Origin of the sequence: Streptomyces monticola (genome assembly GCF_042665355.1) — a bacterium.
Lineage (GTDB): Bacteria > Actinomycetota > Actinomycetes > Streptomycetales > Streptomycetaceae > Streptomyces > Streptomyces monticola.
On the sequence record NZ_JBHTCF010000004.1, the window covers coordinates 559,092 to 571,979 of the forward strand.

A 12,888-nucleotide genomic window follows, 5' to 3' on the forward strand; every position below is an offset into this window, starting at 1 on the left:
CGTACGGACTGAATCGTTAGGTGTCACGGGCGGGTTCGAAGGAGCCCGCGACTTACCGGGGTCGATGCTTGCCGGGTCGCCGGGTCGCCGGGTCGCCGGGTCGCCGGGGCCCGGCGCTCACGGGCTCACGGGCCTGCCGAGGCGGCCGGGGCCAGGGGCCTACCGCCCCCGGAAACGGCGGCGCTCCCCGCTCTGCGCGACCGGCCCCGGCTCGTCCGCGAGCCGCACCACCGGGTCGTCGGGCCCGTCGCGGCCTGCCACCACGGGCTTGGCCGCCCGGGCCGCCTTCGCCCGGTACTGCGCCGCGTCGGCCAGCCGGAAGAGCCGCCTCGCCGAGCGCACGGGCCCGATCCGGTCCCCCGTGGACGCCACTCCGCACGCGACGCCCTCGCCGAGCTCCAAATCGGCGCCGCGTACGCAGAGTTCATCCGCGACCCGGACCACCTCGTCGGCGGAGGGGCCCACGGAGAGGAGACAGAACTCGTCGCCCCCGAGCCGTGCCGCGAGCGCTCCGGGCAGCATGGCGCCGCAGAGCGAGAGGACCGAGCCGAAACGTTCGAGCAGCCGGTCGCCGACGGCGTGGCCACGGGTGTCGTTGACCCGCTTGAGCCCGTTTATGTCGCACACGACGAGGGAGACCACGACACCCTCCGGGTCGGCGCGGTGGCGCTCCACGGCCTCGTCGAGGCGTGCGTCGACGGCACGGCGGTTGGCGAGGCCGGTGAGGGCGTCGGTGAAGGCGAGCCGCCGGGCCTCCTCAAGACGCTCGGTCTGGGCGATCCCGGCGGCGATGACGGCCGCGAGTACGGTCGCGAAGTCGGCGTCGGCACGGCCGAACACGGCGGCGCCCACGGGCCGGGCCACATACAGCTCGCCCCAGGCGCGGCCGTGCAGCACGATCGGCGCGACGACACAGCAGCCGCGGCCACGGCGGCGCAGTGCGGCCACCCGCTGGTGGCAGTACCCGGCGCTGCCGCTCGCCTGGGGGCCCGCAGCCGTCTCCACCCAGGCGTTGGGCTCGCCGCCGCCGGCCCAGCGCTCGTGCAGAAACTCCGTGATCTCCGGGAACTGGTGGACGGGATAGGCCTCGTCCTCGGGGAACTCCTCCTCGCCCGGGGCGCGTTCGCCCGCGTTGACGAGGACCCGGAGGCGGCCGCGCTCGCGCTCCCACACGGACAGCGCGGCGAAGCTCCCGGCCAGCGCCCGCCGCGCACCCTGCGCGGCGGCCCACCAGGACTCGCGCGGCGTGTGGGCGGCGGCCATGGCCTGCGCGAGGGCCACCACGGACCGCAGCCGGTCTTCCTCCTCCTCAGCCATCCCACCAGGCTAGGGAGTTTCACCCGTTTTCGCCGAACCACCCCTTACGTTCCGTGACCGGCGACGACGGCTCACTCCCCGGGCCACACCGGCTTCCGCTTCTCCGCGAAGGCCGCGACGCCCTCCGCGCGGTCGCCCGAGAAGGCCACCGAGCGCCAGGCCGCGTCCTCCACCTCGAGGCCCGCCCGCAGGTCGAGCCCCTGCCCGAGGCGCAGCGCACGCTTCGCCGCCCGCAGTCCGACCGGTGAGTTCGCGGCGATGCGCGCGGCCAGGGCCAGTGCCTCGTCCCGGTCGCCGCCGGCCGCCACGAGCTGGTCGACGAGCCCCAACTCCCGTGCCTCCGCGGCCTCCACACGGCGCGCACTGAAGATCAGCTCCGCGGCCCTTGCGGCCCCGACCCTGCGCGGCAGCAGCTGCGTACCGCCGCCGCCGGGGATCACGCCCACCGACACCTCGGGCAGTCCGACGACGGCGGTGGCGTCGGCCACGATCACATCGCAGGCAAGGGCGAGTTCGAAGCCACCGCCGAGCGCGAAGCCGTGCACGGCGGCGACGGTCGGCACGGGCAGGTCGAGTACGCCGGTGTAGGCGGCCCGTGCGGTGGGCCGCTGGCGCACCAACTCGGCGTCGGAAAGAGAGTTGCGCTCCTTGAGGTCGGCGCCGACGCAGAAGGCGCGCTCGTTGCTCGATGTGAGGACGACGGCACGGACGTCCTTGTCGTCGGCGAGCGCGTCGCAGGCCGCGGCGATGGAGCGCGCCATCGCGCTGGACACGGCATTCATGGCCTTCGGCCGGTCGAGCACGAACTCGGCGACGTGCTCGTGCCGCTTGATGACGACGTGTTCCCCGAACCGCTGCTCGGACATGGCGCCTCCGCCCCTTTGGTTAACGACCGTTACCATTACCGACGGATCATGTCAGCCCCGACGGCCCGGGCCAATACCCGGCAGGGCTCCGGGGGGTGCTGCCACGGGGCAGGGGTGTCCGGTCTCCGGTACGGCCCCTGGGCCCAGGGGGCTAGGACCGGGCCGCGGGCAGGCGGCCGCGACGGGGGCCGGGGCGGGCGGCCCCGCTCCGCCCGGAAGGTGTCAGCGGCGGGACAGGAGCCAGGGCTCGACCACGCCGAGGCCTCGTACCGGGCGCTGCCACATCGGCTGCAGTCCGAAGCGGTACGAGGAGGGCTCGCGGCCCTCCTTCTCGGCGCGCTCGGCCTCCGCCGCCGCCTCCGCCTCGGAGGCCGGCGCGTCCCCGGTCCTGGTCAGCTCCTCCGCGAGCGCCCCGTCGACCAGGACCGCGTCCTTGGGCGCTATCGAGGTGAGCCGGCTCGCCAGGTTCACCGTCGTACCGAAGACATCGCCCATCCGCGTGGTCACCGTGCCGAAGGCGATACCGACCCGGAGTTCCGGCATGGTCTCGTCGTTCGCCATGGTCTCGATCAGGCGCAGCGAGATCTCCGCCGCCGTACCCGCGTCGTCGGCGGCGAAGAGCACTTCGTCACCGAGGGTCTTGATGAGCCGCCCGCCGTGCGCGGCCACGAGGTCGGCCGCGGTGGTCTCGAAGGCCTCGACGAGCTCGCCGAGTTCCTCCTCCTCCATCCGGCGCGTCAGCCGCGTGAACCCGACGAGGTCGGCGAAGCCCACGGCGAGCCGGCGGTCGACCATCTCCTCGTCGTCGGCGACCTGGACGACCCGGCCGGTGGCCGCGGCGAGCTGGCGCCGCCACACGTAGACGAGGAACTCCTCCAGCTCGGGCAGGAGCAGCTCGACCAGGGGGTAGGTCACCTCGGTACGGGTCATACCGGGTTCCGGGGGCTCGGTGAGGCCCTCGAGAAAAGAGTCGATCTGCCATTCGGCCAGACGGGCTGTGGTCTGCCCGGTGGAGCGGGCCACCTGCACCGCCATCGCCTCGCTGAGCAGGCCCGCCTCGACCAGACCCGCGAGGCGCCGCAGGGCGAGGACGTCCGCTTCGGTGAGCGCCTTGGCCTGGCCGATGTCGGGGAAGCCCATGGCCCGCCAGAAACGGGAGGCCAGCTCCATGGAGACGCCCGCGGTGCGGGCCGCCTGGAAGGCCGTGTAGCGCCGGTCGGCGCCCAGGATCAGCTGTTCCAGGCGGAGGGCCAGGGGGTCGTCGGCATGGTCGCTTCTGCCGTCGTCGGCATGCCGGGGGGCAGGGTCCGTGCCCGTGCCTGAGCCCGTGTCATCGACGGTCACTGCGTGTTGCCCTTCCGATCTGTCGCGGTCTGATAACGACCGGCCTCAACGATACGGCAGGTGTGGGGTGCCTCACGTAGGACTGCGGATCCGGGCCGATCCGGATTCGGCGGGCCGTGCGCGGGGAAGGATTTCCGGCCGCACACGGCCCGCCCGGCACGGAGACCGCACACGGCCCGCCCGGCACGGAGACCACACACGGCCCGCCCGGCACAGGCCACGGGAAAGCGTGGGCTCACTCCGCCCGCAGATGCACCACATCCCCCGCGCCCACGGCTTCCCTGCCGCCGCCTTCCGTGGCGATGACGAGACGGCCGTCGGTGTCGAGTGCCGTGGCCTCGCCCACGACCGTGCGTTCGCCCGGCAGTTCGGCGCGGACGCGGCGGCCGAGGGTGGCGCACCCGGCGGTGTAGGCCTCCAGGAGGCGGCAGGCCGAGGGGTCGCCGTCCGCCGCCCGCCACTCGCCGTACCACTCCTCCAGGGAGCGCAGCACGGACCGCAGCAGCGGATCGCGGTCGGTGACCTGGGCCCCGGCCAGGGCCAGGGACCCGGCGCCGGGCACGGGCAGTTCCCCGGCGGCCAGCGTCACGTTGACGCCGATGCCGAGCACCACCCCCGCCTCGTCCCCGGCGCCCGCCCGCTCGGCGAGGATGCCGCCGGCCTTGCGCTCCTCGCCGTCGACGGTGACCAGGAGGTCGTTGGGCCACTTCAGGGCGGTGTCCACGCCCGCGGCGCGGGAGAGGCCGGTGGCGGTGGCGACCCCGGCGAGCAGCGGCAGCCAGCCCCAGCGCTCGGCCGGTACCTCCGAGGGCTTCAGGAGTACGGAGAAGAAGATCCCGGAGCGCGCGGGCGCCGTCCAGGTGCGCTCCAGGCGGCCGCGCCCCGAGGTCTGTTCCTCGGCGATGAGCACGGCGCCCTCGGCGTCGTCGACGGCACGGGCGGCGAGGTCGGTATTGGTCGACCCGGTGCTCGGCAGCACGTCGAGCACGGTCCACAGACCACCGGGCCTGATCAGGGCGCGGCGCAGCGAACCGGCGTTCAGCGGCGGCCGTTCCAGGTCGGACCAAGGGCTCGGCGAGGAGTCGGGGCCGGGGCCCGACGGCGAGTTCGGCGAGGTGTCGGGGGACTTCGGTGGCGTCATGCAAGACAGCCTAGGTGTGGTAAACGCCGCACTGCCGAGGCGTGCCCGCGCCGATACGCTACGGGTCAGTAGCCAGCCGTCCCCGCACCTCAGCTCACCGTCCCCATCTCATCCGTGACCAGGCAGGGAGCCGCAATCCCGATGTCCGAGCCGGCAGCGCCCAAGTCCATCAACAGCCCCGACATCCACACGACCGCGGGCAAAATCGCGGATCTGCAGCGCCGTATCGAAGAGGCGACGCACGCCGGCTCCGAGCGCGCGGTGGAAAAACAGCACGCGAAAGGCAAGTTGACGGCGCGCGAGCGCATCGACCTGCTGCTCGACGAGGGTTCGTTCGTGGAGCTCGACGAGTTCGCGCGGCACCGCTCGACGGACTTCGGCCTCGACCAGACACGTCCGTACGGCGACGGCGTCGTCACCGGGTACGGCACGGTCGACGGCCGCCCGGTGGCCGTCTTCTCGCAGGACTTCACGGTCTTCGGCGGCGCACTCGGCGAGGTCTTCGGGCAGAAGATCATGAAGGTGATGGACTTCGCCCTGAAGACCGGCTGCCCGGTGGTCGGCATCAACGACTCGGGCGGCGCCCGGATCCAGGAGGGCGTCATGGCCCTCGGCATGTACGGCGAGATCTTCCGCCGCAACACCCATGCGTCGGGGGTCATTCCGCAGATCAGCCTGGTCGTCGGGCCGTGCGCGGGCGGCGCGGTCTACTCCCCGGCGATCACCGACTTCACGGTCATGGTCGACCAGACCTCGCACATGTTCATCACCGGGCCCGACGTCATCAAGACGGTCACCGGCGAGGACGTGGGCTTCGAGGAGCTGGGCGGCGCCCGCACCCACAACGCCACGTCGGGCGTGGCCCATCACATGGCGGGCGACGAGAAGGACGCGATCGAGTACGTCAAGTCCCTGCTCTCGTACCTGCCTTCGAACAACCTCTCCGAGCCGCCCGCCTTCCCGGAGGAGGCGGATCTGGAGACGTCCGACGAGGACCGCGAGCTCGACACCCTCATCCCGGACAGCGCGAACCAGCCGTACGACATGCACACGGTGATCGAGCACGTCCTGGACGACTCGGAGTTCTTCGAGACGCAGGCCCTGTTCGCGCCGAACATCCTCACCGGCTTCGGCCGGGTCGAGGGCCACCCGGTGGGCATCGTCGCCAACCAGCCGATGCAGTTCGCCGGCTGCCTCGACATCGACGCCTCCGAGAAGGCCGCACGCTTCGTGCGCACCTGTGACGCCTTCAACGTCCCGGTGCTCACCTTCGTGGACGTGCCCGGCTTCCTGCCCGGCACGGACCAGGAGTACGGCGGCATCATCCGCCGCGGCGCCAAGCTGATCTACGCGTACGCCGAGGCCACCGTCCCGCTGATCACGATCATCACGCGCAAGGCGTTCGGCGGCGCGTACGACGTGATGGGCTCCAAGCACCTGGGCGCCGACCTCAACCTGGCCTGGCCGACCTCGCAGATCGCGGTGATGGGCGCGCAGGGCGCGGTGAACATCCTGCACCGGCGCACGATCGCGGCCACGGACGAGTCCGAACGCGAGGCCGTGCGCGCCCAGTTGATCCAGGAGTACGAGGACACGCTCCTCAATCCGTACACGGCGGCGGAGCGCGGGTACATCGACGCGGTCGTGATGCCGTCCGAGACGCGACGGCAGGTGGTGCGCGGGCTGCGCACGCTGCGCTCCAAGCGGGAATCCCTGCCTCCGAAGAAGCACGGCAACATCCCCCTGTAGGAGGGCTGATGATCAAGGTCGTACGGGGCAATCCGACCCCGGAGGAGCTGGCCGCCGCCCTGGCGGTGGTCCAGGTGCGCGCGGCTGCGGTGGCGTCCGCGGAGCCGGGTGCGGCCCGCCCCGCGGACGCCTGGTCCGACCCTGCCAGGGTCGCCCGCCACCGCCTGCCGCAGCCGGGCCCGACGTCCTGGGCCCGCACGTACTGGCCGGGCTAGGACGTAACTGGGACTCCCGCCCCAGACCCCGCTCCTCAATCGCCGGAGAGGCTCAATTTGAGCCCCTCCGGCGATTGAGGAGTTACCGGAAGGGGCGGGACTGGGGAAGATCAAAGAACCCGGGCCACCTCCTCGGCCATCCGCCGGTACCCCGCGTCGTTCGGGTGCAGCGCGTCCCCCGAGTCGTACTCGGGAGCCAGCCGGTCCGGCGAGGACTTCGCGGCCAGCGCCTTGTCGAAGTCGACGACCGCGTCGAACTCCCCCGACGAGCGGATCCACCGGTTCACCTCGTCACTGACCCGCGCCGCGTGCGCGCCCCAGTGGTCCGAGCCCTTCAGGGGCAGCAGGGTCGCCCCCACGATCCGTACCCCCTTGGCGTGCGCCTGCCTGATCAACTCCCGGTACCCGGCGATGAGTTCACGGGCCGGGACCACGGGTGCGGGGAAGTACGTGGGCCGGTCGTAGCCGTGTGCCTGGGCTTCGCTGAAGCCGATGTCGTTGAGGCCTTCGAGGACCACGGCCGTGGTGACCCCCGGCTGGTCCAGGGCGTCACGCCCGAAGCGGGCCGTGCCGCGCTCGCCGTACCACGCCGAGTCGTTGAGGACGAGGTTGCCGCCGATGCCCGCATTGAGGACCGGCCGCCGCACCAGCTCGGCGAGCGCGTCGGAGTAGCGGCGGTTCGTGCCCGGCGTGGAGCCGAAGCCGTCGGTGACGGAGTCGCCGAAGAGGGCCACCGCGCCGGCGGGTTCACCCCCGCTGACATCCACGCCCGACAGATAGTACCAGGACTGGGTGCGCTCCTTGAACGCCCCGCCTGACGCGTCGCCGCGATGGTCGCCCGCGGCCCGGTAGGAGTCGGTGAAGCCCTGCGCGTGGAAGGTGGCGGGCCCCGTCGTACCGGCGAAGTACAGCGTGACCGCCACCGACTCGCCGCCCTTGACCGCCAGTTGGGCCGCGTCGCTGGCGAGGCTCCCGCGCGCCGGGATCTCCGTGGAGCGCTCGCCGCCGAACGTGAGGTGTCTGACGGAGCCCTTCTCCAGGGCCGCCCCGTCGCCCGCGCGGGCGACCGTCGCGCCGGTCAGACGCAGCGGCGACGTCCCGTACGCGTTGGAGAGCCGGATACGGATCTCGTCGCCCGCCTCCGTGACCCGGACGACCTGGCGCACGCTCTGGTGCGAGAAGCCCTGCTGCGACCAGTTCGGCGTGAAGCCGCTGCTGGGCAGCTGCGGGGACGCGGTCCAGGCGGCGGCCCAGTCGCGGGTGCCCGCGCTCGCCTCCGTACCGGGGAGAAGGGCGAGGCCGAGTGCCGCGGCGGCGGCGGGGGCGGCGACGCGGTGCAGGACCTTCTTCCGCGTGACCTTGCGCATGACCTTCTGCGTGACCTTGTGCATGACTGACTCCCGAGTTCACTAACGGCTCTGTGGTTCCTTTAAGGCGAGACAGACGGTAGCACCCATCGAGCCACTAAGGGAACCCGGTTCCCGTTTAATGAAGTGGAAGGCTCATCTGAGTACGCGTACTCAGGCGCCGCGCCCCACCGCCCGGGACCATCAGCCGCATGCTCTGGTCCGACCCCGAAGACGAGCCCCCCGAGGAACTCCGGGAAACGCAGGCCATGTTGAGGCGTGCGGGCATCGTCCTTGCCCTCTCGATGATCCTCGTGGTCCTCGTGCTCGGCGTTCCCTGACGCAACCGCGGCCGGTTCCCAGCCGTCCTACAGAGTCGAAATGGACTGATCGGGAGGGCCGGAACCGGTGAACAAGCCTCTGCGGCACATAGCCGTGTTCTGCGGGCTGCTCGTGCTCGCGCTGCTGATACGCGCCAACTGGGTGCAGTACGCGCAGAGCGAGCCGCTGGCCAAGCACGAGAAGAACCGCCGCGTCGCCATCGACCGCTACGCCCAGCCGCGCGGCAACATCATCGTCGCGGGCAAGCCCATCACCGGCTCCAAGGAAGTCCAGGGCAACGACTTCAAGTACAAGCGCACCTTCAAGGACGGCGCGATGTACGCACCTGTGACCGGGTACGCGTCCCAGGCCTACGGCTCCAACCAGCTGGAGAAGCTCAACGACGAACTGCTCGCCGGCACCGACGACCGGCTGTTCCTCAAGAACACCCTGAACATGTTCACCGGCGAGAAGCAGCGCGGCGGCGATGTGATCACCACCATCGACCCGGACGCCCAGAAGGCCGCCTACGAAGGCCTCGGCAAGTTCCGCGGCGGCGCCGCCGCGATCGACCCCGACACCGGCCGGATCCTCGCCCTCGCCTCCACTCCCTCGTACGACCCGTCCACCTTCGCGGGCATGTCGAAGACCGACGAGGCGAACTGGAACAAGCTCAACGAGGACAAGAACAAGCCGCTCCTGAACCGCGCGCTGAAGGAGACCTACGCCCCCGGCTCCACCTTCAAGGTGCTCACCGCCGCGGCCGCCATCGAGACCGGCAAGATCGGTGACATCGCCACCGCCACCGACACCCCCGAGCCGTGGACGCTGCCCGGCACCCGGCACCCGCTGACCAACCTGAACAAGAGCGGCGTCTGCAAGAACGCCTCGCTCAAGGTCGCCATGGAGGTCTCCTGCAACACCGTCTTCGCCAAGCTGGCCCATGAGGTCGGCCGGGACAAGATGACCGAGATCGCCGAGAAGTTCGGCTTCAACAAGAGCGACCTCGACACCCCGGTGCGCGCCGGCAAGTCCATCTACCCGACCGACACGGACAAGCCGGGCAACGCCCTCGCGGGCATCGGCCAGGGCTCCCTGACCGCGAGCCCGCTGCAGATCGCGATGATCGCCTCCGCGATCGCCAACGACGGCAAACTGATGAAGCCGCACATGATCGACGAACTGCGCGGCCCCGACACGGACGCCCTGAAGACGTTCGAGCCGGAGGAGATGTCCCGGCCGATCTCGTCCGGCACCGCGGAGAAGGTCCGCAAGGCGATGATCTGGACCGCCGAAAAGGGCTCGGGCAAGCCCGCCCTGATCCCCGGCATCGAGGTCGGCGCCAAGACCGGCACCGCCCAGCACGGCACGGACATCAGCAAGACCCCGCCGTACGCCTGGTTCATCTCCTACGGCAAGAACTCCGAGGGCAAGAAGGTCGCCGTCGCCGTCTTCATCGACCCGGGCCAGGACATCCCGCGTGACCAGATCGCGGGCGGCACGCTCGGCGGCCCGATCGCCAAGGCCGTCATGAAGGCCGTCCTCGACAAGAAGTGAGCCGTACCCACTGGCTACCCTCTCCCCCATGACTGCCGATCAGCCCAAGCCCCGCCGTCTCGTTCTCGCCTCCCAGTCCCCCGCCCGGCTCGGTCTGCTGCGGCAGGCGGGCCTCGCCCCCGAGGTGATCGTCAGCGGTGTCGACGAGGACGCGATCACCGCCCCGACACCCGCCGAACTCGCCCGCGTTCTGGCCGAGGCGAAGGCCATTGCGGTCGCAGGGCGCGACGAGACGGCGGGCGCCCTGGTCATCGGCTGCGACTCGGTGCTCGAACTGGACGGCGAGGCCCTCGGCAAGCCCGCCGACGCCGAGGAGGCCACCGCCCGCTGGAAGGCGATGCGCGGCCGCGCGGGCGTCCTGCAGACCGGGCACTGCGTCATCGATACGGCGACGGGGCGCCGCACCTCCGCCACCGCGTCGACCACGGTCCGCTTCGGCGAGCCGTCGGACGCGGAGATCGCGGCCTACGTGGCGAGCGGTGAACCCCTTTACGTCGCCGGGGCGTTCACCCTCGACGGCCGCTCGGCCCCGTTCGTCGAGGGCATCGAGGGCGACCACGGCAACGTCATCGGCATCAGCCTGCCGCTGCTGCGCAAGCTGCTCGCGGAGCTCGGCGTGGGCATCACCGAACTGTGGGCCTGAGCGCACGGTCCGCCTGCTGAGCGGTGCCCTGACGGGTCGGCCCCGGACGGCGGTTGGCTAACATGCGCGGGCCACGTACACCGCGCATCCACCGGGGGACAGCAGCATGAGCAACTCGTTCGGCCCGCCCGACAGCGGCCAGTTCGGCCCGCCGCAGGGACCGCCCCCGGGCCCGCCGCAGGGTCCGCCGCCGCAAGGCCCGCCCGGACCTCCCGGGCCGCCCGGGCCGCCCGGGCCGCCCCCGGGCGGGCCGTTCGGCGGACCGCCCCCCGGGCCGTTTCCGCCTCCGCCGCCCCCGCGCCGTAACAACGCCGCCCCGGCCATCATCATCGGCGTCGTCGGTGTTCTCGTCATCGGCCTCATAGCCGTGGCCGCCTTCGTGTTCCTGCCCGACTTCTTCGACCGTGGCGGCAGCAGCAGTTCGTCCGACTCCCCCGGCCTCACCGCCACCCCGTCCGACGACACCGGCAGCAGCGGCTCCAGTTCCGGTCTGGGCGCCGAACCGGGCACCGACCCGACCACGGCCACGCCCGACCCGACCGAGAGCGCCTTCAAGGCCGTCACCTCCGGCGACTGCCTGCCCGTCTGGGACACCGGGCACGGCGGCTCGTCCTCCATCAAGTGGAGCTCCGAACAGCCCCCGGCCTCCGTCTCGTGCAAGAGCGACGACGCTCTCGTCCAGGTCACCGGCACCAGCGGCGGCTGCGACAGCGGCGCGGGCGAGGCGACCTGGACCTACCAGTCCCCCAACTCCGGTGAGACCACGCAGTTGTGCCTCAACCGCATCTGGCACAAGGGCGGCTGCTTCCTCGCCAAGCAGGAGAGCGGCAAGATCGTCGATATGGGCCCGATGACGGCCGTGGACTGCACGGCCAAGAAGGTCCCGATCGCCTACAACCAGATCATGCACATCACGGGCGTCTACAACACGTCCCGTGGCACCGACGCCAGCCTCTGCCGCCGCGTGCAGGGCGATCAGACGCAGTACTGGGCCTGGACCGTCAACGACGGCGAGACCCTGCTGTGCACGATGGTCTACCAGGGCTGACCGGGCTGACCCGGCCGCCCGCTGTCAGGCGCAGGGCTCGGGCCCTCCGCCGTCAGGCCGGGCTCGGGCCCTCCGCGGCCGGGGCGGGAGGCGTGCCGTTCGGCGCGCTCCCGCGGGCCGCGTCCGCCCCGCCGTTCGCGCCGGCCTTCTTCTCGTACGCCATCAGCGTCAGCACGATCAGACCGAGCACCACCATCGTGAACGCGAACGCCGCCCAGCCGACCAGGCCCACGGAGAGCGCACCGGTCACCCCGTGCACGACGGCCGCACTGATCAGCACCATGCGGCCGAAGCGGCCCGGGGCCCGGTCGCGCACCCCGGTGCGCAGCAGGATCACCGCGCACAGCGCGAGATAGAGGCCGAACACGGCGCCCGCCACCCAGGAACCGGCCGACATCGCCTGCGGATCGAGCCCGGCGAGCGACATCTTCTGGTTGTCGACGACCACGCCCAAGAACCAGTTGAGCCAGGCGATAGCGACCGCCTCCACCATGAGGACAAGGGCCGCCACCAAGGCCACCGGTCTGCGCGCCACGGCGCCCCACCCACTTCCGTCGACCGTCCACCGCCGTTACCCGCAGTACGCTCCGGGCACCCGCACGCTACTAATCGGTAAACCACGGGACAAGAGTTGAGGCCGGGGCAAAGATTGATTCCGCCATTCGTAGGGACTCCACAAAGAAACCCGATGCGCCGCTGGCCCCACTGACAGAGACCTGTGCCACACCGGCCCGTTACTGTGCCGTACAGGATCCCGGCGTACCGTGGTGCGACAAGGGATTTCGCGACTCGAGCGGCCCTCGAATAACACTCCGTGTGGGCAAGCTCACCATTGGGGACGGGTCGAAAGGCCGTGTCGGCAGTCCCTAAACTCAGCTTGTTTCAAGGAGGGAGCCATCGTGCGCAAGGTGCTCATCGCCAACCGTGGCGAAATCGCTGTCCGTGTGGCCCGGGCGTGCCGGGACGCGGGGATCGCGAGTGTGGCCGTCTACGCCGACCCGGACCGGGATGCGTTGCATGTCCGAGCCGCCGACGAGGCGTTCGCCCTGGGCGGTGACACCCCGGCCACCAGCTATCTGGACATGGCCAAGGTGCTGGCCGCGGCCAAGGACTCCGGGGCGGACGCGGTCCACCCCGGCTATGGCTTCCTGTCGGAGAACGCCGAGTTCGCCCAGGCGGTCCTCGACGCGGGCCTGATCTGGATCGGTCCGCCCCCGCAGGCGATCCGGGATCTGGGGGACAAGGTCGCGGCCCGGCATATCGCCCAGCGTGCCGGCGCCCCGCTGGTCGCGGGTACGCCCGACCCGGTCTCCGGCTCGGACGAGGTGGTGGCCTTCGCGC

13 protein-coding genes are annotated in these 12,888 nt (G+C 71.5%); 7 read left to right on the top strand and 6 right to left on the bottom strand.

What is annotated here, in order from left to right; genetic code table 11:
* Nucleotides 1-159: 159 nt before the first annotated feature.
* The 4 genes from ACFQVC_RS13650 to ACFQVC_RS13665 form a co-directional block, all read right to left on the bottom strand.
* The gene (locus tag ACFQVC_RS13650) at nucleotides 160-1,317 is read right to left on the bottom strand and encodes a GGDEF domain-containing protein (RefSeq protein WP_381830498.1); all 1,158 of its coding nucleotides are present in this window, start codon (nucleotides 1,315-1,317) and stop codon (nucleotides 160-162) included.
* Nucleotides 1,318-1,388: 71 nt separating this feature from the next.
* Nucleotides 1,389-2,183, bottom strand: a complete 795-nt coding sequence (locus ACFQVC_RS13655) for an enoyl-CoA hydratase/isomerase family protein (protein ID WP_381830500.1) — start codon at nucleotides 2,181-2,183, stop codon at nucleotides 1,389-1,391.
* Between the two features lie 222 nt (nucleotides 2,184-2,405).
* On the bottom strand, nucleotides 2,406-3,527 hold the full coding sequence (locus tag ACFQVC_RS13660; protein WP_381830502.1) for an adenylate/guanylate cyclase domain-containing protein: 1,122 nt from the start codon (nucleotides 3,525-3,527) through the stop codon (nucleotides 2,406-2,408).
* Between the two features lie 235 nt (nucleotides 3,528-3,762).
* A complete protein-coding gene (locus ACFQVC_RS13665; RefSeq protein ID WP_381830504.1) occupies nucleotides 3,763-4,668 on the bottom strand; it encodes a biotin--[acetyl-CoA-carboxylase] ligase in 906 nt (301 codons plus the stop codon).
* A gap of 141 nt (nucleotides 4,669-4,809) precedes the next feature.
* On the opposite strand from ACFQVC_RS13665, the gene ACFQVC_RS13670 reads away from it, so the two are divergent.
* Both ACFQVC_RS13670 and ACFQVC_RS13675 read left to right on the top strand, forming a co-directional pair.
* Nucleotides 4,810-6,417: an acyl-CoA carboxylase subunit beta gene (locus ACFQVC_RS13670; protein WP_381830506.1), complete on the top strand. Its 1,608-nt coding sequence runs from the start codon at nucleotides 4,810-4,812 to the stop codon at nucleotides 6,415-6,417.
* A 5-nt stretch (nucleotides 6,418-6,422) separates the two neighbouring features.
* Nucleotides 6,423-6,632 carry an acyl-CoA carboxylase subunit epsilon gene (locus ACFQVC_RS13675; protein WP_381830574.1) on the top strand — a complete coding sequence of 70 codons (210 nt, stop codon included), beginning with the start codon at nucleotides 6,423-6,425 and terminating at the stop codon, nucleotides 6,630-6,632.
* Between the two features lie 110 nt (nucleotides 6,633-6,742).
* On the opposite strand, the gene ACFQVC_RS13680 is transcribed toward ACFQVC_RS13675, so the two are convergent.
* Entirely contained in the window at nucleotides 6,743-8,023 is a 1,281-nt protein-coding gene (locus ACFQVC_RS13680; RefSeq protein WP_381830507.1) for an SGNH/GDSL hydrolase family protein, read from the bottom strand.
* A 167-nt stretch (nucleotides 8,024-8,190) separates the two neighbouring features.
* Between ACFQVC_RS13680 and mmpB the strand changes: the two genes are divergently transcribed.
* The 4 genes from mmpB (at nucleotide 8,191) to ACFQVC_RS13700 (ending at nucleotide 11,547) form a co-directional block, all read left to right on the top strand.
* Entirely contained in the window at nucleotides 8,191-8,319 is a 129-nt protein-coding gene (mmpB, locus tag ACFQVC_RS13685) for a morphogenic membrane protein MmpB (RefSeq protein WP_381830509.1), read from the top strand.
* A gap of 67 nt (nucleotides 8,320-8,386) precedes the next feature.
* Nucleotides 8,387-9,856 carry a peptidoglycan D,D-transpeptidase FtsI family protein gene (locus ACFQVC_RS13690; protein ID WP_381830511.1) on the top strand — a complete coding sequence of 490 codons (1,470 nt, stop codon included), beginning with the start codon at nucleotides 8,387-8,389 and terminating at the stop codon, nucleotides 9,854-9,856.
* A 28-nt stretch (nucleotides 9,857-9,884) separates the two neighbouring features.
* Entirely contained in the window at nucleotides 9,885-10,499 is a 615-nt protein-coding gene (locus tag ACFQVC_RS13695; protein WP_381830513.1) for a Maf family protein, read from the top strand.
* Nucleotides 10,500-10,605: 106 nt separating this feature from the next.
* The gene (locus ACFQVC_RS13700; RefSeq protein ID WP_381830515.1) at nucleotides 10,606-11,547 is read left to right on the top strand and encodes a hypothetical protein; all 942 of its coding nucleotides are present in this window, start codon (nucleotides 10,606-10,608) and stop codon (nucleotides 11,545-11,547) included.
* 52 nt (nucleotides 11,548-11,599) lie between these two features.
* Here the strand turns inward: ACFQVC_RS13700 and ACFQVC_RS13705 are convergent, their stop codons facing one another.
* Nucleotides 11,600-12,040: a hypothetical protein gene (locus tag ACFQVC_RS13705; RefSeq protein WP_381830576.1), complete on the bottom strand. Its 441-nt coding sequence runs from the start codon at nucleotides 12,038-12,040 to the stop codon at nucleotides 11,600-11,602.
* 406 nt (nucleotides 12,041-12,446) lie between these two features.
* Between ACFQVC_RS13705 and ACFQVC_RS13710 the strand changes: the two genes are divergently transcribed.
* Nucleotides 12,447-12,888 (top strand): biotin carboxylase N-terminal domain-containing protein (locus ACFQVC_RS13710; protein WP_381830517.1); only part of this gene is annotated, 442 nt, incomplete at its 3' end.

What these genes read in the sequence shown, in the direction of transcription:
- ACFQVC_RS13670 (WP_381830506.1), top strand. Translation starts at nt 4,810, where the DNA reads ATGTCCGAGCCGGCAGCGCCCAAGTCCATCAACAGCCCCGACATCCAC.
- ACFQVC_RS13700 (WP_381830515.1), top strand. Translation starts at nt 10,606, where the DNA reads ATGAGCAACTCGTTCGGCCCGCCCGACAGCGGCCAGTTCGGCCCGCCG.
- ACFQVC_RS13680 (WP_381830507.1), bottom strand. Translation starts at nt 8,023, where the DNA reads ATGCACAAGGTCACGCAGAAGGTCATGCGCAAGGTCACGCGGAAGAAG.
- mmpB (WP_381830509.1), top strand. Translation starts at nt 8,191, where the DNA reads ATGCTCTGGTCCGACCCCGAAGACGAGCCCCCCGAGGAACTCCGGGAA.
- ACFQVC_RS13650 (WP_381830498.1), bottom strand. Translation starts at nt 1,317, where the DNA reads ATGGCTGAGGAGGAGGAAGACCGGCTGCGGTCCGTGGTGGCCCTCGCG.
- ACFQVC_RS13655 (WP_381830500.1), bottom strand. Translation starts at nt 2,183, where the DNA reads ATGTCCGAGCAGCGGTTCGGGGAACACGTCGTCATCAAGCGGCACGAG.
- ACFQVC_RS13705 (WP_381830576.1), bottom strand. Translation starts at nt 12,040, where the DNA reads ATGGTGGAGGCGGTCGCTATCGCCTGGCTCAACTGGTTCTTGGGCGTG.
- ACFQVC_RS13665 (WP_381830504.1), bottom strand. Translation starts at nt 4,668, where the DNA reads ATGACGCCACCGAAGTCCCCCGACACCTCGCCGAACTCGCCGTCGGGC.
- ACFQVC_RS13695 (WP_381830513.1), top strand. Translation starts at nt 9,885, where the DNA reads ATGACTGCCGATCAGCCCAAGCCCCGCCGTCTCGTTCTCGCCTCCCAG.